This window comes from Nocardia sp. NPDC004168, assembly GCF_040610355.1.
Classification (GTDB): domain Bacteria; phylum Actinomycetota; class Actinomycetes; order Mycobacteriales; family Mycobacteriaceae; genus Nocardia; species Nocardia sichangensis.
Genome location: NZ_JBEXME010000016.1, coordinates 93,777 through 117,182, shown reverse-complemented (window position 1 = coordinate 117,182; position 23,406 = coordinate 93,777). Strand labels below are relative to the sequence as shown.

Annotated in this window: 26 protein-coding genes and 1 pseudogene; 17 read left to right on the top strand and 10 right to left on the bottom strand. The window is 66.5% G+C overall.

Features of this window, described 5'->3' with window-relative positions; translation table 11 throughout:
- The first annotated feature begins 59 nt into the window (after window positions 1-59).
- A complete protein-coding gene (locus ABZW96_RS25595) occupies window positions 60-1,007 on the top strand; it encodes a zinc-binding dehydrogenase (protein WP_355078159.1) in 948 nt (315 codons plus the stop codon).
- 74 nt (window positions 1,008-1,081) lie between these two features.
- On the opposite strand, the gene ABZW96_RS25590 is transcribed toward ABZW96_RS25595, so the two are convergent.
- Window positions 1,082-2,278 carry an Ig-like domain-containing protein gene (locus ABZW96_RS25590; protein WP_355078158.1) on the bottom strand — a complete coding sequence of 399 codons (1,197 nt, stop codon included), beginning with the start codon at window positions 2,276-2,278 and terminating at the stop codon, window positions 1,082-1,084.
- A 212-nt stretch (window positions 2,279-2,490) separates the two neighbouring features.
- Here ABZW96_RS25590 and ABZW96_RS25585 point away from each other — a divergent pair, with 212 nt between their 5' ends.
- The 4 genes from ABZW96_RS25585 to ABZW96_RS25570 all read left to right on the top strand — a co-directional run bounded on the left by ABZW96_RS25585 (window position 2,491) and on the right by ABZW96_RS25570 (window position 6,234).
- Window positions 2,491-3,039 (top strand): AAA family ATPase, encoded by a 549-nt coding sequence (locus ABZW96_RS25585; RefSeq protein ID WP_355078157.1) that lies wholly within the window; start codon window positions 2,491-2,493, stop codon window positions 3,037-3,039.
- A 24-nt stretch (window positions 3,040-3,063) separates the two neighbouring features.
- Window positions 3,064-4,281, top strand: a complete 1,218-nt coding sequence (locus ABZW96_RS25580) for an FAD-dependent oxidoreductase (protein WP_355078199.1) — start codon at window positions 3,064-3,066, stop codon at window positions 4,279-4,281.
- A gap of 265 nt (window positions 4,282-4,546) precedes the next feature.
- Window positions 4,547-5,392 carry a helix-turn-helix transcriptional regulator gene (locus ABZW96_RS25575; RefSeq protein WP_355078156.1) on the top strand — a complete coding sequence of 282 codons (846 nt, stop codon included), beginning with the start codon at window positions 4,547-4,549 and terminating at the stop codon, window positions 5,390-5,392.
- A gap of 77 nt (window positions 5,393-5,469) precedes the next feature.
- On the top strand, window positions 5,470-6,234 hold the full coding sequence (locus tag ABZW96_RS25570; RefSeq protein WP_355078155.1) for a glucose 1-dehydrogenase: 765 nt from the start codon (window positions 5,470-5,472) through the stop codon (window positions 6,232-6,234).
- A gap of 121 nt (window positions 6,235-6,355) precedes the next feature.
- Here ABZW96_RS25570 and ABZW96_RS25565 read toward each other — a convergent pair whose 3' ends face one another.
- Window positions 6,356-6,982: an HD domain-containing protein gene (locus ABZW96_RS25565; protein ID WP_355078154.1), complete on the bottom strand. Its 627-nt coding sequence runs from the start codon at window positions 6,980-6,982 to the stop codon at window positions 6,356-6,358.
- A 174-nt stretch (window positions 6,983-7,156) separates the two neighbouring features.
- Here ABZW96_RS25565 and ABZW96_RS25560 point away from each other — a divergent pair, with 174 nt between their 5' ends.
- The 7 genes from ABZW96_RS25560 (at window position 7,157) to ABZW96_RS25530 (ending at window position 13,402) form a co-directional block, all read left to right on the top strand.
- Window positions 7,157-8,077 carry an NADP-dependent oxidoreductase gene (locus tag ABZW96_RS25560; RefSeq protein ID WP_355078153.1) on the top strand — a complete coding sequence of 307 codons (921 nt, stop codon included), beginning with the start codon at window positions 7,157-7,159 and terminating at the stop codon, window positions 8,075-8,077.
- Window positions 8,078-8,143: 66 nt separating this feature from the next.
- Window positions 8,144-9,136 (top strand): serine hydrolase, encoded by a 993-nt coding sequence (locus ABZW96_RS25555; RefSeq protein ID WP_355078152.1) that lies wholly within the window; start codon window positions 8,144-8,146, stop codon window positions 9,134-9,136.
- A 223-nt stretch (window positions 9,137-9,359) separates the two neighbouring features.
- Window positions 9,360-9,983, top strand: coding sequence for a TetR/AcrR family transcriptional regulator (locus ABZW96_RS25550; protein WP_355078151.1), 624 nt, complete (start codon window positions 9,360-9,362; stop codon window positions 9,981-9,983).
- Window positions 9,984-10,138: 155 nt separating this feature from the next.
- Window positions 10,139-10,591, top strand: a complete 453-nt coding sequence (locus ABZW96_RS25545) for a MaoC family dehydratase (RefSeq protein WP_355078150.1) — start codon at window positions 10,139-10,141, stop codon at window positions 10,589-10,591.
- Complete coding sequence (locus ABZW96_RS25540) at window positions 10,591-11,616, top strand: phosphotransferase family protein (RefSeq protein ID WP_355078149.1); 1,026 nt, start codon at window positions 10,591-10,593, stop codon at window positions 11,614-11,616. Before ABZW96_RS25545 ends, ABZW96_RS25540 begins: the two co-directional genes overlap by 1 nt.
- Window positions 11,617-11,809: 193 nt before the next feature.
- Entirely contained in the window at window positions 11,810-13,033 is a 1,224-nt protein-coding gene (locus ABZW96_RS25535; protein WP_355078148.1) for an acyl-CoA dehydrogenase family protein, read from the top strand.
- Window positions 13,034-13,078: 45 nt separating this feature from the next.
- Window positions 13,079-13,402, top strand: coding sequence for a putative quinol monooxygenase (locus tag ABZW96_RS25530; RefSeq protein ID WP_355078147.1), 324 nt, complete (start codon window positions 13,079-13,081; stop codon window positions 13,400-13,402).
- 203 nt (window positions 13,403-13,605) lie between these two features.
- Here ABZW96_RS25530 and ABZW96_RS25525 read toward each other — a convergent pair whose 3' ends face one another.
- Entirely contained in the window at window positions 13,606-14,253 is a 648-nt protein-coding gene (locus tag ABZW96_RS25525) for an HAD family phosphatase (protein ID WP_355078146.1), read from the bottom strand.
- A gap of 287 nt (window positions 14,254-14,540) precedes the next feature.
- Here ABZW96_RS25525 and ABZW96_RS25520 point away from each other — a divergent pair, with 287 nt between their 5' ends.
- Window positions 14,541-15,437 carry a hypothetical protein gene (locus ABZW96_RS25520; RefSeq protein ID WP_355078145.1) on the top strand — a complete coding sequence of 299 codons (897 nt, stop codon included), beginning with the start codon at window positions 14,541-14,543 and terminating at the stop codon, window positions 15,435-15,437.
- Window positions 15,434-15,958 (top strand): thioesterase family protein, encoded by a 525-nt coding sequence (locus ABZW96_RS25515; RefSeq protein ID WP_355078144.1) that lies wholly within the window; start codon window positions 15,434-15,436, stop codon window positions 15,956-15,958. The genes ABZW96_RS25520 and ABZW96_RS25515 overlap by 4 nt, the downstream gene beginning before the upstream one ends.
- Before the next feature lie 112 nt (window positions 15,959-16,070).
- Here ABZW96_RS25515 and ABZW96_RS25510 read toward each other — a convergent pair whose 3' ends face one another.
- Window positions 16,071-16,727 (bottom strand): maleylpyruvate isomerase N-terminal domain-containing protein, encoded by a 657-nt coding sequence (locus ABZW96_RS25510; protein WP_355078143.1) that lies wholly within the window; start codon window positions 16,725-16,727, stop codon window positions 16,071-16,073.
- Between the two features lie 19 nt (window positions 16,728-16,746).
- Window positions 16,747-17,112: a hypothetical protein gene (locus ABZW96_RS25505; protein WP_355078142.1), complete on the bottom strand. Its 366-nt coding sequence runs from the start codon at window positions 17,110-17,112 to the stop codon at window positions 16,747-16,749.
- A gap of 84 nt (window positions 17,113-17,196) precedes the next feature.
- Between ABZW96_RS25505 and ABZW96_RS25500 the strand changes: the two genes are divergently transcribed.
- Window positions 17,197-17,787 (top strand): TetR family transcriptional regulator, encoded by a 591-nt coding sequence (locus tag ABZW96_RS25500; protein ID WP_355078141.1) that lies wholly within the window; start codon window positions 17,197-17,199, stop codon window positions 17,785-17,787.
- Window positions 17,788-18,095: 308 nt separating this feature from the next.
- On the opposite strand, the gene ABZW96_RS25495 is transcribed toward ABZW96_RS25500, so the two are convergent.
- Window positions 18,096-18,875: an NAD(P)H-dependent oxidoreductase gene (locus tag ABZW96_RS25495; protein ID WP_355078140.1), complete on the bottom strand. Its 780-nt coding sequence runs from the start codon at window positions 18,873-18,875 to the stop codon at window positions 18,096-18,098.
- Window positions 18,876-19,013: 138 nt separating this feature from the next.
- Here ABZW96_RS25495 and ABZW96_RS25490 point away from each other — a divergent pair, with 138 nt between their 5' ends.
- Window positions 19,014-19,862, top strand: a complete 849-nt coding sequence (locus tag ABZW96_RS25490; RefSeq protein ID WP_355078139.1) for a helix-turn-helix transcriptional regulator — start codon at window positions 19,014-19,016, stop codon at window positions 19,860-19,862.
- Between the two features lie 34 nt (window positions 19,863-19,896).
- On the opposite strand, the pseudogene ABZW96_RS25485 reads toward ABZW96_RS25490, so the two are convergent.
- The 4 genes and pseudogenes from ABZW96_RS25485 to ABZW96_RS25470 form a co-directional block, all read right to left on the bottom strand.
- Window positions 19,897-19,992 (bottom strand): annotated as a pseudogene (locus ABZW96_RS25485) (SGNH/GDSL hydrolase family protein); the annotation flags it as partial.
- 184 nt (window positions 19,993-20,176) lie between these two features.
- Window positions 20,177-20,908 carry an alpha/beta hydrolase gene (locus ABZW96_RS25480; protein ID WP_355078138.1) on the bottom strand — a complete coding sequence of 244 codons (732 nt, stop codon included), beginning with the start codon at window positions 20,906-20,908 and terminating at the stop codon, window positions 20,177-20,179.
- Window positions 20,909-21,169: 261 nt separating this feature from the next.
- A complete protein-coding gene (locus tag ABZW96_RS25475) occupies window positions 21,170-21,721 on the bottom strand; it encodes a dihydrofolate reductase family protein (RefSeq protein WP_355078137.1) in 552 nt (183 codons plus the stop codon).
- A 107-nt stretch (window positions 21,722-21,828) separates the two neighbouring features.
- A complete protein-coding gene (locus ABZW96_RS25470) occupies window positions 21,829-22,266 on the bottom strand; it encodes a DoxX family protein (RefSeq protein ID WP_355078136.1) in 438 nt (145 codons plus the stop codon).
- Window positions 22,267-22,636: 370 nt separating this feature from the next.
- Here ABZW96_RS25470 and ABZW96_RS25465 point away from each other — a divergent pair, with 370 nt between their 5' ends.
- Window positions 22,637-23,398, top strand: a complete 762-nt coding sequence (locus ABZW96_RS25465) for a BTAD domain-containing putative transcriptional regulator (RefSeq protein WP_355078135.1) — start codon at window positions 22,637-22,639, stop codon at window positions 23,396-23,398.
- The last annotated feature ends 8 nt before the right edge of the window (window positions 23,399-23,406 follow it).

The following is a 23,406-nucleotide window of genomic DNA, read 5'->3' as shown; positions in this document are numbered from 1 at the left end:
CTGATACTGCTTAAGTGCTCTGTATCAGGATACTGAGTCAACACAGAAAGTTGTATGTGATGAAGGCTGTTGTGCTGGACACCGATGACACCTTCCGGATCTCGGAGATCGACGAGCCCGTGGCCGGGCCGGGCGAGGTCGCGATCCGCGTCGCCTATGCGGGGGTGCAGTACGGTGACGTGCTGGTGCGTGGCGGGCACTTTCCGGTGCCGCGCCCGTTCGTGCCGGGCTTCGAAGCCGCAGGCCAGATCATCGCGGTGGGCGAGGGCGTGGACGAAGGCCGGATCGGTGAGCAGGTCGTCGCGCTGGTCGGCGGGGGCGGTTACGCCGAGGTCGCGACCGCGCCTTCGGTGCTGGCGATCAATGCCTCGCGCGTCGACGCACGCACCGCGGCAGGGTTCGGATGGGTGACTCCGACCGCCTACGACCTGATCGATTCCGTCGGCGGGGTCCGGGCCGGGGACCGTGTGCTGATCCACGCCGCAGCCGGTGGTGTCGGATCACTGGCCGGGCAGTTCGCCGCTGCCGCCGGCGCGGAACGGATAGTCGGCGTGGTCGGCAACTCCGGTCAGCTCGATTACGCGCGTCAGTTCGGTTACCACGAGGTGCTGACGCGAGAACAGTTCCCCGATGGCATCGGTGCGGAAACCTTCGACGTGATCCTCGACCCGATCGGAGGAGCGACGCGGGTCGCGAGCCTGGCCCGGCTGGCTGCCCATGGCCGGATCGTGGTCTACGGCAACATCGCCACCTTCGAACCGGTCACCGTCTCGGCCAACGACCTGCTGATGCACGGCCAGTCGCTGATGACCTACAACAGCAATCTGGGCAGCCACACCCACCCGCAGCGACTCGCCGACAGCGCCACTCGCGCGATGGCGCTGGTCGCCGACGGGTCGGTGCGCATCGATATCACCGCCGAATACGCCCTCGCCGACGTCGAGACCGCGATCGCGAACCTGGCCGGCGGAGTGACCCGCGGCAAGAGTGTCGTCCGCATCGGATGAATCACCGTCGGCGATCCGGCCGGGACACCTGCTCGAGTGTCGTGCGCTGGATCAGCCGCCTTTTCTCGTTCGGGTCACGTGTGGCCGCCACCGCGGAGCCAGTCGGTCCACGGGATGCTCCAATCGCCGTTGTGCCAGATATCGAGGGGTTCGCCGCCGGTGTTGCGGACCTCGACCACGTCGCCGGGGATGACGAAGTCGTAGAACCATGTGGCGTCGGCGGGGGAGAGGTTCAGGCAGCCGTGTGAGACGTTGGTGTTTCCTTGCGCCCACATGCTCGCGGCCAATTCGTGCACGAAGATTCCGTCGTGGCTGATGCGGACCGCGTGGTTGATGCTCGTGCGGTAGCCGAGCGCGGAGTTGGTGGGCAGGCCGTAGGTAGCGGAGTCCATGATCACCGGATCGTTTCGGTCCAGCACGGTGTAGATGCCGGGGCGAGTCCAGAACGACATGACTCTGCCGCCGACGACCGCGGTGCCGCCCATGCCCATCGATGTGGGCATGGTGCGCACGAGGTTTCCGTTGTCGAAGACCTCGATCTGTTTGGTGTCGTCGTCGGCGACCGCGACGTGCGCAGGTCCGATGGTCACTGAAACTTGTTGGTCACGCGAGCCGTAACGGCCGTCGCCGAGCGCGCGGCCGAAGAACTCGGCCGCGATCGTGATCCTGGTTCCCGGTGCGTGATAGTGCTCCGGCCGCCAGTGTGCGTTCTGATCGTCGAGCCAGTACCAGGCGCCGGCGACGGCAGGCTGGGTGGTGACCTTCAGGTAGCGTTCCGCGGCGGTCCGGTCCACGGGTTCGTCGAAATGGGCGACGAGCACGAAACCTACTCCGTAGGTGTCGTTTTCGGCCAGCTCGACGAGATTGGACGAGCGTAGTGAGACGTCGATGATCTGTTGCGGTCGCACCGTGGCGCAGGTTGTCGTCGCGGCGACGTCGCCGGTTTCGCCCTGAGCGACGGCTTTCGCGGTGTAGGTGTGTCCGTAGCCGAGTGGTTCGGCACTGGTCCAGGTTCGATGATCGGGTGCCGATACGCCCGGCAGCGATCTGCCCGTTTCATCGATCCATTCGACCGATCGCAGCGTCCCGTCGGTGACGGTGACCGTGCCGAGACTGCGCGGTTCGACATCCTGGGTGCCGGGGGTGGGGTCGAAGCGGATTGTGGCAGGTGTGGGTGGCGGCGCGAGTTCTCGCGCCCACCCCCATCCGGCCAAGGCGAGACCACCCGCACCGGCGAAGCCGATCAACAGCCGACGACGTCCCAATGCCACCGTCTATCTCCCTTCTCCGGGGTGCTGGGGCCGACCTCTGTCCGCCAGCATGCGACAGCTACGCGCCGCCCGTGAGACCGACGACCAGCATCTCCACCGATCCGCCGCACAACCGATACCGTTCCTCGATTGATCGGGGTTCTCCCGAGTGTGGATCGGCAGCGATTGCCGGCAGCTCTGGTCGGCTGTGGGGCGCTGGCAGGATAGGTCGCATGCTCATCGTCATCGGCGGACTTCCGGGGGCAGGTAAGACCACGTTGGCGCGCCTATTGGCGGCGCGGATCGGTGGCGTGCATCTGCGGGTCGACACCATCGAGCAGGCGATCGTTCGATCAGGTCTGGCCGAGCATCCCGTGGGGCCTGCCGGTTATGTAGTGGGGTACGCGCTGGCCGGGGAGCATCTTCGGCAGGGGTTGACCGTGATCGCCGAATCCGTGAACCCACTGCCGATCACTCGCGACAGCTGGCTGGGCGCTGCCCGAGATGCCGGTGTCGCCGCGGTGGAAATCGAGGTGATCTGCTCGGATCCGGCCGAGCATCGGCACCGTGTCGTTTCGCGATCGGTCGACATCGCTGACCTGCCGCTGCCGGAATGGCAGCAGGTGCTCGACCGCGAATATCAGCCGTGGGATCGGGACCACATCATCCTCGACACGGCTGGCGAGGGACCCGACCAGTCGTTGCGCCGCCTGCTCGGGCGCCTCCGTCACCTCGGGACGTCCAGCGTCCTGACCAGCGGCAGCAACGATCACGAAGTTTAGAATGACGATGTGCAGCGCGCTGCAGTGACCGATCCGTCGCGTGTCGTGGTCCTCGGGTCCGGGTTCGCGGGTCTGTGGGCGGCGCTCGCGGCGGCCCGGCGGCTCGACGAACTCGGTGTGGCGGGCGGGACCGTCGATATCACGATGATCAGTTCCACGCCGTACCACGACATCCGCGTGCGTGACTATGAGACCGATCTGAGCACATCCCGCATCCCGCTCGGCGTTCTTCTCGATCCGGTCGGAATCGAGCACATCACCGGCGAAGTGACGGCGATCGACGCTGCGGCGCGAATCGTGGAATCCACCGCGGGCGCTCACGGCTACGACCGGCTGGTGCTCGCGTTGGGCAGCCAGGTGGTCAAGCCCGATATCCCTGGCCTGCGGGAGTTCGGGTTCGACATCGATACCCACGACGCAGCGACGAGACTGCAGGCTCACTTGCGCCGGCTCGCCGAGGGGCCCGCTGACCCGGTTGCCGCCACCGTAGTCGTCGTCGGGGCAGGTTTGACGGGGATCGAAGAGGCGACCGGGCTGCCCGCGATGCTCGCCGACGTCTTTGCCCCGCGTGCCGTCGCACCGCGGGTCATCCTGGTCGACCGCAACCCGTTCGTCGGCTCGGACATGGGTGTATCGGCCCGACCGGTCATCGAGGCGGCGTTGGCCTCCAGCGGGATCGAGACCAAGTTGGGCGTCGGGGTGATGTCCATCGATGAACGCGGCGTGACGCTTTCCTCGGGTGAAATGGTGCCCGCCGCCACTGTCGTCTGGTGTGCGGGCATGCGGGCCAGCCTGCTGACCGCGGACTTCGGCGTCGACCGTGACCGGCTGGGGCGACTGCCCGTCGACGATTATCTGCGTGTCTGCGGTGTGCCCGGGGTATTCGCCGCAGGTGACGTCGCTGCCGCGAAAATGGACGACGAGCATATGTCGGTGATGTCCTGCCAGCACAGCCGCCCGATGGGCCGATGGGCGGGATACAACGTCATCGGCGATCTTCTGGGCGAGCCCATGAAGCCGTTGCGGATCCCTTGGTATGTAACGGTTCTCGATCTGGGACCGGCAGGAGCAGTGTATACCGAGGGCTGGGACCGCCATGTGGTCGCATGCGGCGAGGCAGCCAAAGACACCAAGCGCGCCATCAACACTCGCCGTATCTACCCTCCGCTGAACCGCGACCGCGACGAGTTGCTGGCCGCCGCCGCACCCGACCTGCAGGCCGCACCCGAGTACGGACACTAAGGTTCGGTATCCCGATCGAGAGAAAGGCCAAGCCGCGATATTGGGGTCCAGCGAATAGAGCCGACCCGCAGCAGTTCGGGGACAACGGCAACAATCCCAATTCGTGGGAGTCCGCACATGCTGCATGAGTGCACCGATATTCGCTGCTGAGCCGGTCATCGGTGATTGCAGATGGACGTGTATCCGGCCGGGGTCTGGTAGCCCACGGCGGAATATCTGCGGTGGTGGTCTGACGCGACGCCGGGGGCGCTTGTTACCGTGGCTTATGACGAGCGAAGCCGTGCCACGACGCCGCGAGTTGCTACGTGACTTTTTGCGTGCCAGGCGGGCGCGGGTGCGGCCCGAGGATGTCGGGATTCCGGCGACGGGCCGGCGGCGCACGCCTGGATTGCGGCGAGAGGAGCTCGCGGTGCTGGCCGGAGTCGGGGTGTCCTGGTACACCTGGTTGGAGCAGGGGCGCGACATCACCGTCTCCGACGAGGTGCTCGATGCGATCGCCCGAGTCCTGATGCTGAGCGAACCGGAACGAATCCATCTGTACCTGCTGGCAGGACTCAATCCGCCCACCCTGGAGTGCGCGCCCGTAACAGCCGTCACGCCGGAAGTGCAGCAGTTGATCGATGCTTGGGACGGGCGGCCCGCGGTACTGCGCGATCGGTACTGGAATGTGCTGAGGTTCAACGACACCGCCCGGATGGTGTTCGGCTACGGCGACGGCGAACACAATTGCCTCCTCACGTATTTCACCAATCCTCGCTATCGCGCCATGGAGGAGCTGTGGGCGGCGAACGCACCCGCCATCGTTGCCGCGTATCGCGCAAGCGCGGGCATTTGCCCCGGCGACACCGATTTCCGCAGGGTGGTCGACAATCTCCGGTTGATGAGCCCGGAATTCACCGAACTGTGGGAGCGGCAGGAAGTCGGAGTTCCGGAGCAGGCGGTGAACGCGCTGCGTCATCCCGACGTCGGTGAATTGTTCTTCGACGCGACGACGTTGACGGTCGCGGACCATCCCGAATGGCAACTCGTGCTGTACAACCCGAGGCCGGGCACCGCGACCGGCGAGCGCCTGGAACGGCTACACCGCGGGCGCGTCGCCTCGCCCGCCTGACGGCCGCAAGGTGGTGGTGCCACACCCACCATAAATGCGCACTGTTTGCTTCGGGGCTGGGTCGGCACGCTGGAGCCATGACGCACGACAGCTCCCGATACAACGGCAAGATCGCACTCGTCACCGGCGGCACCAGCGGCATGGGGGCGGCCACCGCGCGGCGGCTCATCGCCGAAGGAGCGAAGGTGATCGTCACCGGGCGCGACAAGGCCCGGCTCGACGCGGCGGTCGACGAACTCGGGCATCGGGCGATCGGGATTGCCGGTGACGCAGCCGACCTCAGCGATCTGGACACCTTGGTGACGACTATCCGCGACCGGTTCGGCCGGTTGGACGTGGTGTTCGCGAACGCGGGCATCGGCGCGTTCCAGACCATCGAGGAGGTCACCGAAGACGAGTTCTACCGTGTCCTCGACACCAATCTCAAGGCCGCGTTCTTCACCATCCAGAAGACGCTGCCCCTCCTGCCGGACGGTGCGGCGATCGTTATCAACGCGTCCTTCGCCGCGTATCGCGGCGCGCCCGCCGCCGCCCTCTACACCGCGAGCAAAGCCGCGGTGCAGAGTCTGGCCCGGACCCTCGCCGCCGATCTGACAACCCGGCGCATCCGCGTCAACTCCGTGAGCCCTGGGTACATCGACACCCCAGCCTTCCAGGCCGAAGCATCCGCCGAGATCAAGTCCACGATCGCCACCACGGTTGCCGCCGGCCGGGTCGGCACCCCGGAGGATGTCGCGGCGGCGGTCGCTTTCCTCGCGTCGGACGAAGCGTCCTACATCAACGGACAGGACATCCTCGTCGACGGCGGACTGATCTCGGTCATCCCGGCAGCGGTGCTGTAGCCGAGCTTCGGCAGGAAAAGCTTGTCCGAAGACGGCCGTGCTGACCGCGGGCGCGTTCGAGGGCGGCGTATCACGTATGCCCTCGAAGATCGCCGCGCTGAGTCGACGACCTCAGCCGACACTAGTTCTCATCGGGCGTGTGCTCGGAACCGGCGTCGAGGGGGTTCGCGGCCATTCTGACCGCGAGGCCCGACTGTATTGCGCGTGCGGCGGAGCTGCCGGGCTTACGGTCGGCCTGAGCCCGGAAGCAGGCAAGGAACTCGTCGGCGAGCCCGAGCCGGGGGTACCGCTGGAGTACCTCGGCACGGAAGGCGGGGCTGAAATCGTCGATGTTCTTTCCCACGATGTCCAGCGCCGCGGCCCGCGACAGCAAGTGCCCTTCGGGATCATCGGCCACGTCCACGTCAGGCCCCATATGCCCGGCGATGACTTCGCCGAGGCGTTCGCGGCGCTCGTTCGGCCAACCGGCGCCGGCGGCGAACACCCGGGCGACATGGCCGCCGGCCTCCTCGAAGGAGACGGTGTGACTGTCGAACTCCGGCACGAGGCTGATGTCGTGGAACATGGCAGCCGTGAACAGCAGTTCGGTGTCGTAGCGGATGCCCTGTTGACTGCCGTAGGCGGCCGCCCAGATGTAGACGCGGTGCGAGTGGTTCAGCAGGGCGGCGGAGTGGTAGGCGGCGGCTACCTCCAGGGCGGCCGATGAGGCGGCCGTGTCGGGGATCACGAGGTGGTCCACAACGCTCATGCTTCGACAGTACGGCGTGGCGGCCCGTGCTCCTGATCCATTCCGACGGCCCGATCGTCGGCCATCACTACTGAAGGCGGGCCATCGGCTGCACCTTCAACTGGCCCGCCGATTGTGGACCTGAAGTGCGTAACGTCGAAGCCGACCAGTACTCCGACGACCGGAAGGACCTTCATGCGAGCCATCACAGTCCGGGATCGCGAGGCTGGCATCGGCGGATTGACCCTGACCGATCTGCCCCACCCGCACGCCGCTGAGAACGATGTCATCGTGCAAGTCCACGCCGCCGGCTTCACCCGCGGCGAGCTCGATTGGCCAGGGACGTGGACCGATCGCGCCGGTCGCGACCGCACCCCGAGTGTCCCCGGCCACGAACTGTCAGGTGTAGTCGTCGCGCTCGGCTACGGCACCACTGGACTCACGGTGGGCCAGCACGTCTTCGGGCCGACCGACTGGGCCCGCAACGGTTCGCTCGCGGAGTACACCGCCGTGGAAGCCCGCAACCTGGCCCCGCTCCCCGCTGACGTCGACCACGTCGCCGCGGCCGCGCTACCGATCTCCGGTCTGACGGCCTGGCAAGCCCTGTTCGACCACGCTCACCTCGAAACCGGCCAAACCGTCCTCATCCACGGAGTCGGTGGCGCCGTCGGCTCTGTCGCCGCGCAACTCGCCCAGGAGGCGGGAGCCCACATCATCGGCACCGGCCGAGCCTCCGACCGGGACGCGGCCCGAGATTTCGGCGTCCACGAGTTCGTCGACTTGGACGGAGAGCTCCTGGAGGACGTCGGCGAGGTCGACGTGGTACTCGACGTGATCGGCGGCGACATCCGCGACCGCTCTACCGCGCTACTACGCCCCGGCGGCACCCTCGTCACCATCGCCGGTCCACCCACCATCCACCCTCACGACGGCCGAGCCATCTTCTTCGTCGTCGAGCCCAACCGCGAGCAACTGGCCCAACTGGCCACCCGCCTCCGTCATGGCCGGCTCATCCCGCTCGTCAGCAGCGTCTGCTCCCTGGCCGACGCCCCCGCGGCCTTCAGCCCCGACGGGCGCACCCGCGGCAGAACGATCGTCAAGGTGACCACGGACTGACGAGACCAGCTGTTTCGGCCGTCGACCGAAGCGTCCAGCTCGGAGGCGCCTGGATTAGCTCATTAGATGCTGTCGCCGAAGTTACGCGGCAACTCGACCGATGAAATGCCGTTAATCAGGGAAATGCCACGGCAGAATGTGGCGATGCGGACATTTGCTAGATTGTTGCACGCTGTCGTCGCCGGGGCGCTGGTTGTGGTGGCCGGTCAGGGTGTCGCGGCCGCCCCCGCCGCGAGCGACGCCCATATTCAGTTGCCCTGGCTGACGTCTGGGCCGGATGCGGTGCAGGCGTCGGGTGCGGCGCTGGCAGACGGAATCACCGGCACGGTGCTGTGGTCGCGACAGCCGAACACCCCGGTCCCGATAGCCAGCATCACGAAGGTGATGACGGCACTGGTCGTGATCAATGCCGGCGACCTCGACCGGGCCATCACCGTGCCGCAGGAAATCATCGCCTACGACACCGAGTACGACGGAAGCACCGCAGGCCTGGTCCCCGGTGAGGTGCTCACCGCGCGACAGCTCCTGTACGCGATGATGCTGCCGTCCGGCTGCGACGCCGCCTATACCCTTGCCGAAGCCTACGGGCCCGGACAAGACGGTTTCATCGCCAAAATGAACAACACCGCGCGTCAGATGGGCCTGACGGGAACACATTTCGCCGACCCCAGCGGGCTGCCTGCCCCCACCGACCACTCCACCTACTCCACACCGGCGGACCTGGTCGCCCTCGGCCTGCGCGCGATGAGCCTGCCGGTGTTCCGGGAGATCGTCAGTTCGCAGAGCTATCACGTGCCCGCCGGCCCGGACAACCGCGCTCACCTCTGGCAGACCACGAACAGGATGCTGCACGACTATCCCGGCACTATCGGCATCAAAACCGGATACACCGACGCTGCGGGAACCTGCCTGCTGTTCGAGACGGTCAGGGCAGGAATACCGCTGATCGGTGTGGTCCTGCACAGCTCACCCGACAGCGGCGCTGCCGCGAAGGATGACGCCGAGCGCATGGTGAACTGGGCCTACAACCCGATCTTCAGCGCGCTGCCGATCAGTTAGCGCCGAATGCGGTGAGCCCTCTGCTGATCCGGTTCCGATGTCGGCCTCCAGCTGTGGTCATGCCGCTTCGAGGACCGGATCCGTTCGGCGACGAAGTGCCCTCCGGTGGTGGCGGTGCGCGCCGCCTCGACCACCTGTTCGCGCTGTTCGCGGTGATACCGTGAACGCGACAAACGTCCCGTCGACCGACAGTGAGTGGCCAGCGTTGGTGTCCGAGTCCGTTGTGAGTGAGGCCGAGTCTCGTAAAGGACTTCCGCGCACCAAGCGCGGGGAACGCACACGCGCCGCGCTGATCGCCGCGGCGCGCGAGGTATTCGAGCGCGACGGATACCTCGATGCCAAGATCTCCGATATCTCCAAGGTCGCCGGGACGGCGTCGGGGTCGTTCTACACCTATTTCGACGGCAAGGAAGAGATCTTCGCGGCGGTGGCGGAGCAGGTGCAGGAAGAGATGCTGCACCCTCACGTTCGCGGGCGCACGGGCGTCACCGACCCGCGCGACCTCATCGAGGCGGCCAATCGGGACTACCTTCGCTCCTACAAGCGCAACGCGCGCCTGATGGCCGTGCTCGAGGAGGTCGCCCTGATCAACGAGGATTTCCGCGAGCTGCGGATGGAACGAGGCAAGGCTTTCGCGGAGCGCAACGCGAAGATGATCAGCGCGCTGCAGGAATCCGGCCGGGCCAGCGCGGACCTCGATCCCATGATCACCGCGCACGCCTTGTCGGTGATGGTGAGCCGGATGGCCTACCTGGTCTTCGTCCAGAATCAGCGCATCCCGTTCGAGAAGCTCGTCACCACCCTGACGCAGCTGTGGGTCAACGCGCTGCAGCTCGAATCGGACTGATATATCGCGCAGGGTGGGCAGCGTTGATAAGCGATCGTTCGAAGGAAAGACCGCCATCGGTGTCGTTCCTGGTGAGCGGGGAGCGGGATTCGTGTCCGGCCAGGTCGTCTATGTGGCCGGCGGACCTCGGGACTAGGACGGAAGGACAGCGACCGATGAAGGTATTCCAGGGCTTGGCCGAGATGGAGAAGGCCATCGGAACTCACCTCGGATACAGCGACTGGTACACCGTGACCCAGGAACAGATCGACCGTTTTGCCGACGCGACGGGCGATCACCAGTGGATTCACGTGGATCCGGTGAAAGCGGCGACGGGGCCGTTCGGCACGACCGTCGCCCACGGATTTCTTACGCTGTCTCTCATTCCGATGCTGACCCGGCAGATCTATCGCGTCGAAGGGTTGTCGATGGGCGTCAACTACGGCGCCAACAAGGTGCGGTTCCCCGCGCCCGTTCCCGTGGGGTCCCGGCTGCGCGCGGGAGTCGAGTTGCTCTCGCTCGCGCCTGCGAACCTGGGATTCCAGGCGGTCAGCCGCGTCACCGTCGACATCGACGGCGCCGCCAAGCCCGCGTGTGTCGCCGAGACGGTCGCGGTGCTGGTGCCTTGATGAGCGACCGTAACCGCGAGGATCTGCCCGGCTTGGATCTGGATCGCCTGGCGGCATGGCTGGCCGATGTCGAGCCGGATCTGCTCGCCGGGCCGCTCACCGGCCGCCTGATCGCAGGCGGGAAATCCAACCTGACCTACGAGATCAGCGACGGCAGGTCGGCGTGGATCGTGCGGCGGCCCCCGCTCGGTCACGTGCTGGCAACCGCACACGACATGTCCAGGGAATACCGGGTGATGACCGCGCTGGCCGGCACCGGCGTACCCGTTCCCGCCACCTACACGCTCTGCGAGGATCCCGATATCCTCGGCGCGCCCTTCTATCTGATGGAGCGGGTGATCGGGACGCCCTACCGCACGGCGGCCGAACTCGCAGCGATCGGCGCCGACCGGACGCGAACCATCTCGACCGGAATGGTCGACGCTCTGGCCGCTCTGCACGCCGTCGATCCCGCGGCAGCCGGACTCGCGGATTTCGGACGTTCGAGCGGATTCCTGGTGCGGCAGGTGCACCGCTGGAAGAAGCAGTTGGACGCCTCCTACTCCCGGGAACTGCCGGGTGCGGACGCGCTGTACGGGAGGCTCGCGGCCCACCAGCCTCCGCAGTCTCCGGATGGAATCGTCCACGGCGACTACCGGCTCGACAACATCCTGATGGACTCCGAAGACCGCGTGGTCGCCGTAATCGATTGGGAAATGGCCACTTTAGGTGATCCGCTCACCGATGTGGCGCTCCTGCTGCTGTATCGCCGCCTCGGCGAGATCGGCGTCACCGGTGTCAGCGACGTGGCGCTCGCGCCCGGGTTCCTCACCGAGGCCGAACTGCTCGACCGCTATGCCGAACACAGCGGCCGCGACCTCGCGCACTTCGGTTTCTATCTGGGGCTCGCCGCCTTCAAGCTCGCGGCGATCCTCGAAGGCATCCACTACCGCCATCTCCACGGGCAAACCGTGGGATCCGGCTTCGAGACCGTGGGATCCGGGGTCGAACCGCTGTTGCGCATCGGGATCGAAGCACTCGAGTAGAACAACCGATGACCGGCACACTCTCGACGCCCCCGGTGAGACCGTCGTGGGCGGGCGCCGGTCGGCTCGGCAGCCGGGCAGATCGCGCGCGTCGTCGGCATTGCGGGGCGGACCCGGCAATGGGCGAAGTTGAATCTGAAGTCGAATTCAAATACGGTGCGTAGGCAGCCGTCAGTCAGTACGAGGAGTCGCCATGTTCGAGCTCTCGGAGCGATCTCGCCGATACCGCGAGGATCTGCTCGCCTTCATGGACGAGCACGTCTACCCCGCGGAGGCGGTCTACCACGCACAGATGACGGAGTCCGGTGATCCGCATTTCCACCCGCCGATTCTCGAAGAACTCAAGACCGAAGCGCGCAAGCGCGGTCTGTGGAATCTGTTCCACCCGCACCCGGAGTGGGGTCCGGGCCTGACGAATCTGGAGTACGCGCCGCTCGCCGAGATCATGGGACGAAGCGCGCATCTGGCGCCGGAGGCGACCAACTGCAACGCTCCCGACACCGGGAACATGGAAGTGCTGACGCTGTTCGGCACGCCCGAGCACAAACAGACGTGGCTGCGTCCGCTGCTGGACGGCGAGATCGCCTCGGCGTTCGCGATGACCGAGCCGGCGGTCGCCAGCTCCGATGCCACCAACATCGAGCTGCGCATGCGGCCCGACGGCGACGAGTACGTGCTGAACGGCCGAAAGTGGTGGACCTCCAACGCCTTGCACAAGAATTGCAAGGTCCTCATCGTGATGGGCAAGACGGATCCGGATGCGCCCGTGCACCGTCAGCAGAGCATGATGGTCGTCCCGATCGACACCCCTGGCGTGACGGTCCTGCGCAACCTGCCCGTCTTCGGGTATCAGGACCGGGAAGGGCACGCCGAGGTGGTGTTCGAGAACGTCCGAGTGCCGCGCACCGCGCTGCTGGCCGGTGAGGGCGACGGGTTCATGATCAGCCAGGCCCGGCTCGGGCCGGGACGGATCCACCACTGCATGCGAGCGATCGGCATGGCCGAACGGGCGCTGGACCTGATGATCGACCGAGCGCAAGCGCGGACGACGTTCGGCGCGCCGCTGGCCGACCGCGCCAACATTCAGGATTGGATTGCCGAGTCCCGCATCGAAATCGAGATGGCGCGGTTGCTGACACTCCAGGCCGCCTATCTGATGGACACCGTCGGAAATCGCAACGCGCGCGTCCAAATCGCCGCGATCAAGGTGGCCGCGCCCCAAGTCGCGCTGAAGGTGATCGACCGGGCCATCCAGGTCCACGGCGGTGGTGGCGTCTCCGACGACTTCCCTTTGGCGAACATGTACGCGCATCTGCGCACTTTGCGTCTGGCGGACGGGCCGGACGAGGTGCACAAGCGCACGATCGCCCAGATGGAGTTGCGCCGCCGCGATCCTTCATGGGGCAAGCGACCGTAGCCGGACAGGACGAAGCGGCACAACCCACTTCAAAAGGAGGAACGTATGGCCGAGCCCTGTGTGGTGGTGGCGACCATGATCGTGAAGCCGGGCCAGGAAGAGCTGGTGGAGCGGACGTTGCGGACGGCCGCGCCCGCGGTGCACTCCGAGCCGGGCTGTCTGCTCTACGCACTGCATCGACGGATCGGCGAACCCGGTCGATTCGTGATGATCGAGAAATGGGCGTCGAAAGAAGCGCTGCGCGCCCACGGCCAGAGCGCGGTGTTGCGTGAGGTCAACGAGGCCTTGGGCGACGCGCTCAGTCATCCGGCCGAGGTGCTGGTCTTCGACGCGCTGCCCGCGGGCGATTCCGAACTGGGAGCGCTCTGACGCACGAACGACTGCCCGGCACGATGTTCACCGGAGCGAATATCGGAAAGTTCGTGCTAATGCTCTGAATGGGATGCGTCCGGGCTCGCGTTCTCGGCCAGCACGATGTCGGTGGATTCCTTGGTGCTCGGGCTCATTCGGGGTGCCCTTCGTTGTTCTCGCTGAACAGGTGCTTGCGAGCGTAGATCGGCGGAACGCCGAACTCACGACGGGCCGAGAGCGGCCCACAGCCGCTCGATGGTGTCCGCCGCGTCGCGGTGCAGGACGCCGGTGAGCCCCGCGTGTTCGGCCGCGACGATGTTCTGTGGCAGGTCGTCCACCATTACCGTGGCTCCCGGCTCCACATTCAAACGGGCGCAGGCGATGTCGTACGCGCGCCGCGATGGCTTGCGTACACCGATCTCGCCGGAGATGGTGACGGCGTCGAACATCGAAGCGAGGTCGAATCCGGCGTAGCAGTCGTCGCCGAGTGAGTTCGACAGCAGCCCCACACGGAATCCCGCATTCCTGACTTCGGTCACCAGCTCGATCATGGCGCTGTCGGCTCGCAGGCCGGACTGGATGCGGTGAACGAGCCCGGCTCCGTCCACCTCGACCCCGTGCGCACGCAGCCGCGCCGCGAAGCCCTGTTCGAACTCTCGCTCGCCCATGCGTCCCTCCTCGTGGGCGACCAGCAGTGCCCGGGCCTCCACGTCATCGCTGAACAGGCGCAGCGGTAGGCGGGGATCGCAGCCGATCGACTCGCCGAACTCTCGGAACGCCTCGAAGACGCTGGACGTCAGCACACCCCCGAAGTCGAACAGCACGGCGGTCGCCCGGTGCTCGGCGGGTACGGAGGTGGGACCGGTCATGAGAGTTCCTTTCCACTCCGTGCCGCCGGACGCGGCGTCACGTTGTCGAGTGCGTGCAGTTGTCGGCGGCGCGGCCGAGCACTGGGCGATGTCCGGCAGTCCGAGCATGCTTTCGCAACCCGAGCGTAGTTGAATCTGAGTTCATGTTCAATATCGAGCGCTGGGCTAACCGCATGAGGCGCCGATGAAGAGCGGCCCCTACGCCTAGCCGTATCTTGAACGTGACATCGGATTCGGGTAACTATCGAAGTCGACTTTTCAGCACCACGAGATATCGGAGCAGTCTCTTGACCACGGTCTCCCCGCGGAGTGCTCGTCTGACCTTCCGCGCCCTCGAGCCGATCCACGGCATGATCTACTTCACCCCGCACGGCCCTGAGATGTATCGCGACCTCGGTCTGACGGATCCGCGGATGATGTACTTCGCCTCCAGGTCCGCTGCCTTCGGTCCGGTGGCGGCCGATGTCACCGTCGCCGCGTTCTTCAACTTCAATCCGGCCGCGGTGCGTGTCGCCCTGCCTGCCGCGTGGGAAATCGCATCTCCCGCAGCGATCTTGCGCGCTAGGTTGCTCGCCGTGGACCGTTCGCTGCGGCAGGCGTGGGGCGATGACATCGCCGGCGCCGACGTCCGCGAGGCCGCTGATTTGGCACGGCGTGCCGCCGAACGCGCCCGCGAGCGGCCCCAAGGGCGCGCGCTGTTCGCGGCCCATGCGGCGCTGCCCTGGCCCGACGAACCGCATCTGGTGCTCTGGCACGCACAGACACTGTTGCGGGAGTATCGAGGTGACGGCCATGTGGCGCTGCTGACGACGGAGGGACTGGACGGTATCGAAGCACTGATCACGCACAGCGCGACCGGCGAGGTCGCCGCCGAGGTACTGCGCCTCAGCCGATCCTGGAGTGAGCAGGACTGGGCATCCGGCGTCGACCGGCTTCGTGCCCGCGGGTGGTTGGCGAACGGCGCTCTCGCTCTGAGCGAGCACGGCGCCGCCCGGCGCAGGGCGATCGAGGACAGGACCGACGAGCTGGCGGTCTATCCGTACGAGGCGATCGGCGAAGACGGGTGCGCACGTCTGCGCGCTCTGGCCTCGTCGTTGGCGGTTCGGGTCATCGAAGGCGATCTGGGATTTCCGTCCGTGCTGTCGGAGCGCTACCGGCAGGCGATCCAGGCCGAATCTCGATGAGCCGGGCGAAGGTGGCCGCGGTGCGGCCGGAGATCACCCGGGTACTCGCGGTCCCCGCCGCGTTCATCAGGGAGATTCCGCCGGAGTTCGAGGACGGCAACCGGCACATGAACGTGATGCACTACTTTCGTCTGCACGGCGAGGCGATGTGGCAGCAACACCGTGCGCTCGGCTACACCGAGTCCGGGGAGTTCGGTCTGTTCGCGATGGAGCAGCACGTCGCCTACTACCGGGAAGTGCTGGTGGGACATGAGGTCTCGGTGCACGTCTGCGATCTCGGGCGCACCGACAAGGTCGCGCGCGGCATCTCGTATCTGGTCAATCGCACCGTCGGCGAGGTCGCGAGCTCGTTCGAGTTCCTGAGCATGAACGTCGATCGGGTGTCTCGCCGCCCGGCGGAATTCGCCGACACGGTCGCCGCCGCCCTGGACGAATCAATCGCGCGCGCTCGATCGCTTGGTTTCGGACCCGACGACGGGGTGCTCGAATTGCGTCCCTCGCTGGTTCGCGAGCGGGACTGAACAGCTCCGGCCGAGCTCATCGGCTCGACTGGAGCAATACCTCGAAATTCCTCTCGGAGAGTGGCATTCGTGCCGCGAAAGTCATCGGTGGACGAGTGGGTGGAGGACCTCCCTACCCGAATTGATGCCAGGGTATCCGGGCGCGGGCGAGTTCGGACTGTTCGTCGGCGGTGAGTGGTGCACGCCCGCTTGCTTTGGCCAATGTGGTGGTGCGGTCCCAGCCAAGGCGCGTGGCGGCCGTGCCGACACCGAGAAAGTCGGTGACGGCGGCTGCGGCCGCGGGTGTGGTCCAAGCGGGGGCGCTGAGGGCGTTGGCCAGGTCGAGGCCGTGCAGGGCCAGTTCCACGACGCGGGTGAGCAGGAATTCTCGCAGAGTCATGCCGTCGCCCCATCGAGTGACGAGGAGCCGCTCGGGCGGTTGTCCGGCGATGGCGCGCAGAGCGCGGCGGCGTTGATGGTCGAAGGCGGCGACGAGCGCCGCTGTATTCGGATGTGCGGCTGCGGCGTCCTGGGCCGCCGACACGCGTGCGGCGTTGGCGGTCGCGTCGAAGATGCGCGGGTGGTAGTAGCCGGCGGCATCGAGGTTCGCGCGGGCGGGCGGGGGAGCGGCCAAGCCGTCGGGGACGCGAGCGATCGCAGCTGTGACGTGCGCGACGAGTTCGGCGACTGTCCATGGTGGGCATGGGGTTGGCAATGTGAACTGGTGTGCCGTCAGTGTGGCGGTGGCCCGCACCCAGGCGGTGCACTCCTCGTCGAAGGCCCGGGCCACGAGGTCATCCGTAGGCGCGTCAGGCATCGACTGGCCCTCGGCGCTTCGTGCGACGCAGTGTCGCGAAGACCGCGAGGGCGGCGGTGATCGCGAGGGTTGGATGCACGATGCGGTCGCGCATGTCGACCGGGATGACGCCGAGGATGGCGTCGCCGCCCACGATGCCCAGGGCGGTTTCGATCGCGTAGAGGATTCCGACTGCGGTGACGACCGGGACGGGTCGGGTGCGCAGCCCGGCGAGCAGGGTGATACCGACTACCGCTTGCAGGGCCGCGCGCCATCCCGATCCAGGAAGGGAGAATGCCGGAGCGCCGAGCAGTGTGGTGAGCGACCGGATGAGAAGGAACAGTCCGACGACGGAGCAATACCACTGTGTGGCAGTCATCTCCGCTGATCTTCGAAAGGTATGGGCAACCACGAGACTCCTTATTGCCATAGTGGCAGTAACTGTATTGCTTATACTGCCACTGTGGCAATAGCGGAGGTGAAACGGCGTAGGCGCACCGTGGCGGAGGCTCGTGCGGAGATTCTGGGAGCGGCTGGCGCGCTGCTGCGTGAGCAGGCATCCGAAGCGGTGACCGTGAGCGCGATCATGGCCCGGACGACGTTGTCGCGGAAGTCGTTCTATGTGTACTTCCCGGATCGGGTCGCATTGCTGCGTGAACTACTCGCTCCGTTGCGCGCCGAGACCGATGCCGCCATCGCCCGGTGGCGCACTGCGGCCGATCCCCGCCCGGCCGCGCGTGCCGCGCTGGAATCGGCCGCGCGGATGTATCAATGCGACGGCGCCTTGTTGCGCACCCTGGCCGTGGCCTCGCAGCGGGACGCGGAGGCCGCCCAGTTGTGGCAGGAGTTCCTGGCTCCACTGGAAGAGGTTGCGGCCGAGACGATCACGCGAGCCGACGAGCGGCTTCCCGCTGTGTCGGTTGCCCGGGCCCTGGTCGCGATGAACGTGCACTATCTGCTCGACGAGGTCGTCGGCGCCGCACCCGAGTCGGTGGACGCGGCCGTCGACACGGTCGCCGTCATCTGGGAGCGCACCCTCTATCCCCACGACTGAGACGGCGGTCGTTTCCGGCTCGACATGACCAACCCCAGAATGACCAGCAGGCTCAGGACCTATCGGTGCGGTGTCCGCGCAGCCGGAATTCGGCTGTCGCCCCCCTCCGGGGCGCTCAGGGCAGGTACCCGACCAGAGTCTCGCTGAGACGACGCGCCGCCACACACGCTTTTTGAGGTGCATCGGGCTCGGAGATTTCGGGTCACGAATGCGACGAGGCCGCCCGGAACTGTAACGGCGACGTAGCACCCGAGCTTGTTCGTGCCGCACCGGCGAGGAGGGCTGCAGGCGCGGGTTGCCCCATTCGGTCAGCCGCGCACGTGCAGCCCGAAACCCGTGCGGCCCGAGGGCTCCAGCCCTTCCTTCAGCTGCAGCGAGGGGATCTCATAATCACCGAAGTTTTGCCGCCGGAACGCGATCGGCTCGGTCGAATCCAGGGTGAGCAGGCGTTGCTGCCAAGCCTTGGCGACGTCCGGGTAGTCCTCGCCGGTCATCCGGTCGGTCCCGTACAGCACGAACGGCGGCAGCACTTCGATGCCCGGGTAGTAGAGGATGCCGTGGTGGATCGGGAACAGTAGATCCTCGATCGGGCCGTTGATGCCGCGGGCGGCGTAATGCGACTCCGGGCCGCCGGCGGTCACCGACAGCAGAGCTTTCCTGCCCGCGAGTGTGCCTTCGCCGAAGCGCTCACCGTACTTCGTGTCGTTGTGCTCGCCGACGCCATATGCGAAGTGGTAGGTGAACACGCGGTCTACCCAGCCTTTGAGGATCGCGGGCATCGTGTACCACCACAGCGGGAATTGGAAAATGATCATGTCGGCCCACAGCAGTTTCTCCTGCTCGGCCGCGACGTCCGGGGTAAGCGTCCCGGCGTCGAAGGCCCGGCCGGAGTCCAGGGCGACCTTCAGCGGACTCGAGGCGTGGGGCCCGTAGTCTGCGGCGTCCACGACCGCCTTCCAGTTCATCGCGTACAGATCGCTCACTCGTACCTCGTGCCCGGCTGTCTCCAATGTGGACACAGCGAGGTCCTTCAGCGAGCTGTTGAGCGACTTCGGCTCGGGGTGGGCGTAGACGATCAGCGCCTTCATGGGAACTCCTTCGGATCAGGTGCCTTCGATCCTGAGCACCGCTGCGCCCGGTGTTCAGAGACGCTTCTTCCGTCGGACGGGACTTCCTGGTAACGGCAGGACCACCTTCACGAGCACCACCGAGGCCATACTGGGGACGTGGACGATCTTGCGGGCTACCTGCGGACCCGGCGTTCCCGGGTCGACCCGGCGACCGCCGGCATTCCCATCGACAGGCGCCGCCGGGTCGAAGGGCTTCGCCGCGAGGAGGTCGCGCACCTGTCCGGGGTCAGCGTCGACTATTACGTGCGCCTGGAGCAGGGCCGCGCGACCCAGCCTTCCGAGCAGGTCCTCGACGCGCTCGCTCGCGTCCTGGGCCTCGATGAGACCGAACGCGGGCACCTCTACCGGCTCGCCCGGCAGCGCCGCCGCCGCGCGAAGGCGCCGAGCGGGCGGGTCCGACCGGAGCTGCTACGCGTCCTCGACCTGGTCGCCGACGCACCCGCGCTGATCATGGACCACCGCATGGACGTGCTCGCCGGAAATCGGCTCGCCGGCCTTCTCTACGGCCGACCGATGCCGGGCCTGAACACCGCCCGGCACATCTTCCTCGAGGAGGCCGAGCGCGGCCTCTACGCCGACTGGGAGAATTGCACCCTCGACGTGGTCGGGCACCTGCGCCTGGCCGCAGGCAAATACCCCGAGGACCCCCGCCTGGCCTCGCTTATCGGTGAGCTGGCGATGGGCAGTGAGCGCTTCCGCCGCCTCTGGGCCCGCGCAGACGTGCGCGCCCGCACGCATGGACGCAAGGCGTACCGACACCCGCTGGTCGGATTGCTGGAACTGCATCAGGAGAACTTCGCACTACCGGACGAAACGGGCATGGAGCTGCTGGTGCTGTCCGCGCTCCCCGGCAGCCCCGCCGAGGACGGGCTGCGTCTGCTCGCGGGGCTGGACGCGGACAGCGGTGACACGCATCCCACGATGAACGCTCAGGTTCGCGAGTAACTCAACGCCGGCCCCCGGAAACACCTTAGCTGGCTGCGAGTTGGACCAGTCCGATGTCGTTGCCGCCGATCCCCACGGTGACGAGCGTGGTGTCGGGAGTGAGCGCCTCGTACTGCGGCGCCACGGAAGCTCAGGGTGCTATCCGAGGAAGTTTCGGGAGGCGAGTGGGGAGCTGAGTCGGGCCCGGAGATGCACTTGATCATCGCCGGGCCCAACACTTCAGTCTGAAGCAGCCGTCACCCCCATAACCCGAGAATGCGCGGATTCGACGAGTCGGCCGCTATCCGCCTCCATGTCGGCCTGTCGGGCCGGATTCACTTCAAGTGCCGGGCGAAGAACCGGTTTGCCTCCTCTCCCGCGAACTGCGGGACGCCGGTGTGCCCGCCCATGTTGGCGTGCAGCGTCTTCTCCTTGGAGCCGCAGGCGTCGAACAGGTCCAGGGCCATCTGCCGGTCGTTTCTCTCGTCGTCCCACTGCAGCAGGACATGCAGTGGAATAGTGACCTGCCGGGCCTCCTCGAATATGGCGCGCGGCACGAAACTCCCGGCGAACAGAACGGCGGCCACGATGCGCGGCTCGACCGCCGCCAGCCGGGTGCCGATGGAGATCACCCCGCCCGAATACCCGACCGGCCCGCCGATCTCGGGCAGCGCGAGAAGGGCGTCCAGGGCGGCCCGCCATTCTGGGACCGCCTGGTCGACCAGCGGGAGGACGAGCCGGTCGACGATGTCGTCGGTGACCGGCTCGCCAGCCCGTAGCACCCGGTGCAGGTCGGCGCGGACCTGCTCGGCGGCAGCCGAACGGGGCCGGTCACCGCTGCCGGGGAGCTCGATGGTGGCTGCGGCGAAGCCCTCCGCCACGGAGTGCCGGGCCCGGGCAACCAGTCGGGGGTACATCTTGTCCAGTCCGCCTGGGTGGCCGATCAGGATCAGCGGTGCCGGCGCGGATGCTGATCCGGGCGTCCACAGGACGCCGGGGATCTCGCCTAGGGTGAATTCGCGCTCGAGGATATCGTCGTCGAGGCGCTGTTCAGAAATGAATTGCACGGTGGTGCCTTTCGGGAGTGCTCTTGAACGGCGCTCCCGGACGATCTATCGCCCGACCGTGACCCCAGAGGGGAGCACCCATGTAGATACTGCGTTCACGGGTACCACCTCCTCGTTCACTTGCACGGCTTCCGGAAGGCTAGCAGTGGTCGCCGCGGTCGACCAACAGGTTTTGCGGAGGCTCCGGGGCCGGTGCCGCGGAGCCGCTCGCTTACGGTGTCCGCCGTGTCTGGTGACGAGGGTGCTGCGGTCGAACGGAGCTCAGTCGGCGAGATAGCGCAGCATCACTGCGGTGTCGAAGTGCCTCGTCTCGACCAATCGGAGCTGGATGCGCTTGTCCAACGATGGGAACAGCGGTGTGCCGCCGCCGAGCACCACGGGCAAGACGAACAGTTGATACTCGTCGATCAGCCCGTGTGGTATCAGCGAAGCCGCGAGGCTGGCGCCACCGATCTCCATGACGCCATCGCCTCCCGCCTTGAGCCTGCGGACCTCCTCGACCGCGTTCTCGCTGATCAACGTGCTGTTCCAGTGGACCTCGGTGAGCGTCCGGGAAAAGACGACCTTCGGCTTCTCCGTCCAGAGCCTGCTGAACTCCCGCTCGATGCGCGGCGCGTCCGCGGGCACATGCGGCCAGTACTCGGCCATCAGCTCGTACAGGCGACGGCCGTGCAGCGAGACCTCGATTTCGCGGTAACGGTCGTTGTGAAACTGGTGTAGCTCCTCGTCAGGGTTGGTCCAGTCGATGCTGCCGTCGCGGTCGTTGATGTAGCCGTCCAGGGACACGCTGAACCCGTAGATCAGTTTCCTCATGACGAGGTAGACCTCCTACACGCTCGAAACTCATCGGCGCTCATCGGATAGAGGCAGGCGTCAGGCTCTGGGCCTGCCTCCAACGCCCGGTCGCACTTATGGATTCGTCATCGCGACAGCGAGTTGCGCAGATCCGTGATGGTGGCGCGGCGCTCGTAGGCGATCCAGGCGAAGATCGCGGCAAGCACCAAAGGGAAGATTCCCATCAAGGGCTTGTCGGCGATGAAAGCCTGCGTCGCTGCGGCGAGCACGGTGAGAACGGACAGACCTGCGGCAGCCAGGGCACTGAGCCGTGGCACCATCAGGCCGATACCGCCCGCCACCTCCGCAACTCCGATGAAGACGAGCAACCCGAGGGGGATGGTCAGATTCTCGGGGGCGTTGTCCGTCAGGGCGCTCGGCATAACGAGTTTCGGCCCGCCGGAGGCGATGATGAAGAACAGGCCGAGCAGGATCTGCAGGGCCCACAGGACGCGGTTGCGGACCTTGCCGGGACGGTCGGTGACGTCGCTGGAGAAGTTGGTGGTGGGGTTGGCGGTGGTCATTCCTGGTCCTTCTGGTTGGTGCGCCGCGTTGGCAGCGCGTTCACCGGATAGGACGGAGCACCGTCGGAGAACTCATCGCTGTCGACGAAGATTCTCCGGACCGCTTTACGTGGAGGAGTTTTGCTTCGATAGTGCGAGATCGTGGGTCTCACTCCGTTGATACCGCATGCGAGTAGTCCGCTACGCGGCGGTTCGTTCTGGGCGTGGCGACCATAGTCATTCGTCGACGTTCGTTGTCTCGCGATCGCGTAGTCGGCTACTCGCGCCGACAGTTCGTGACCTGGGCATGATGGCCGGTGTGCGATAGCCGAGATCGACCGGTCGACGTACGCCTGCGAAATGAAGACCGACGCCGCGATCGAGTAGTGAAATGGTGCTCATCCATAATGCCACGCATGCGACGTGTTTCCAGCTCACGTTGATCGAAGAATTCGCCCTGCACAGCGGCGACCGCCGACTTTCCATTCCGCACGCGGCGGAGCGGGTGCTGACCTATCTGGCACTGCTGAACCGGCCGGTCTCTCGTGGCCGCCTCGCCGGCGCGCTGTGGCCGGAGTGCGCTGATCACTGTGCGGCGCAGCGTCTGCGAACCGCCTTGTGGCGCTTGCGCCGTATCCAGGATGCAGTCGTGGAGATCAACGGCGACCGTCTTCGCCTCCATCCGGACGTGGTCGTCGACCTGGCGTATCTGACCGAATTGGCGCAGAAACTGGTTCACCAGCCGTGCTCGGAGGATCTCGCGCGCGTCCCGCTGCTGCTGGATCGCGCAGCGCTGCTGGCGGACTGGGACGAGGAGTGGGTGGTCGTCGACCGGGAACGGTACCGATTGGCCTGGGTCGCGGCGCTGGAAGCGGCGGCCGAAGCCTTGCTGGAGCGTCGGCAGGTCGGCGCCGCCCTGATGGCCGCGTCGGCGGTGGCGGCGGCAGAGCCGCTCCGGGAAAGTTCCCGCAGGATTCTGATGCGTATCCATCTCGCGCAGGGCAACAAGATCGACGCCCTTCGGGAATACCGGCGATACCGAGACCTGCTGTGGGCCGAGTTCGACACCGAGCCGTCGCCGGAATTCGACGAACTCCTCCTCCGCGTCCAGAAGTGCGACGCCCCGGCGGTCGAGTCGCTCCCGAATCGCTGACACGAGTC

Excerpts from the sequence above, each read along its gene's own strand:
- ABZW96_RS25545 (WP_355078150.1), top strand. The coding sequence starts at position 10,139 with ATGAAGGTATTCCAGGGCTTGGCCGAGATGGAGAAGGCCATCGGAACT.
- ABZW96_RS25475 (WP_355078137.1), bottom strand. The coding sequence starts at position 21,721 with ATGAGGAAACTGATCTACGGGTTCAGCGTGTCCCTGGACGGCTACATC.
- ABZW96_RS25465 (WP_355078135.1), top strand. The coding sequence starts at position 22,637 with ATGGTGCTCATCCATAATGCCACGCATGCGACGTGTTTCCAGCTCACG.
- ABZW96_RS25530 (WP_355078147.1), top strand. The coding sequence starts at position 13,079 with ATGGCCGAGCCCTGTGTGGTGGTGGCGACCATGATCGTGAAGCCGGGC.
- ABZW96_RS25575 (WP_355078156.1), top strand. The coding sequence starts at position 4,547 with ATGACGAGCGAAGCCGTGCCACGACGCCGCGAGTTGCTACGTGACTTT.
- ABZW96_RS25595 (WP_355078159.1), top strand. The coding sequence starts at position 60 with ATGAAGGCTGTTGTGCTGGACACCGATGACACCTTCCGGATCTCGGAG.
- ABZW96_RS25565 (WP_355078154.1), bottom strand. The coding sequence starts at position 6,982 with ATGAGCGTTGTGGACCACCTCGTGATCCCCGACACGGCCGCCTCATCG.
- ABZW96_RS25515 (WP_355078144.1), top strand. The coding sequence starts at position 15,434 with ATGAGCCGGGCGAAGGTGGCCGCGGTGCGGCCGGAGATCACCCGGGTA.
- ABZW96_RS25535 (WP_355078148.1), top strand. The coding sequence starts at position 11,810 with ATGTTCGAGCTCTCGGAGCGATCTCGCCGATACCGCGAGGATCTGCTC.
- ABZW96_RS25495 (WP_355078140.1), bottom strand. The coding sequence starts at position 18,875 with ATGAAGGCGCTGATCGTCTACGCCCACCCCGAGCCGAAGTCGCTCAAC.
- ABZW96_RS25525 (WP_355078146.1), bottom strand. The coding sequence starts at position 14,253 with ATGACCGGTCCCACCTCCGTACCCGCCGAGCACCGGGCGACCGCCGTG.
- ABZW96_RS25555 (WP_355078152.1), top strand. The coding sequence starts at position 8,144 with ATGCTGTCGCCGAAGTTACGCGGCAACTCGACCGATGAAATGCCGTTA.
- ABZW96_RS25560 (WP_355078153.1), top strand. The coding sequence starts at position 7,157 with ATGCGAGCCATCACAGTCCGGGATCGCGAGGCTGGCATCGGCGGATTG.
- ABZW96_RS25470 (WP_355078136.1), bottom strand. The coding sequence starts at position 22,266 with ATGACCACCGCCAACCCCACCACCAACTTCTCCAGCGACGTCACCGAC.
- ABZW96_RS25585 (WP_355078157.1), top strand. The coding sequence starts at position 2,491 with ATGCTCATCGTCATCGGCGGACTTCCGGGGGCAGGTAAGACCACGTTG.
- ABZW96_RS25505 (WP_355078142.1), bottom strand. The coding sequence starts at position 17,112 with ATGACTGCCACACAGTGGTATTGCTCCGTCGTCGGACTGTTCCTTCTC.
- ABZW96_RS25540 (WP_355078149.1), top strand. The coding sequence starts at position 10,591 with ATGAGCGACCGTAACCGCGAGGATCTGCCCGGCTTGGATCTGGATCGC.
- ABZW96_RS25570 (WP_355078155.1), top strand. The coding sequence starts at position 5,470 with ATGACGCACGACAGCTCCCGATACAACGGCAAGATCGCACTCGTCACC.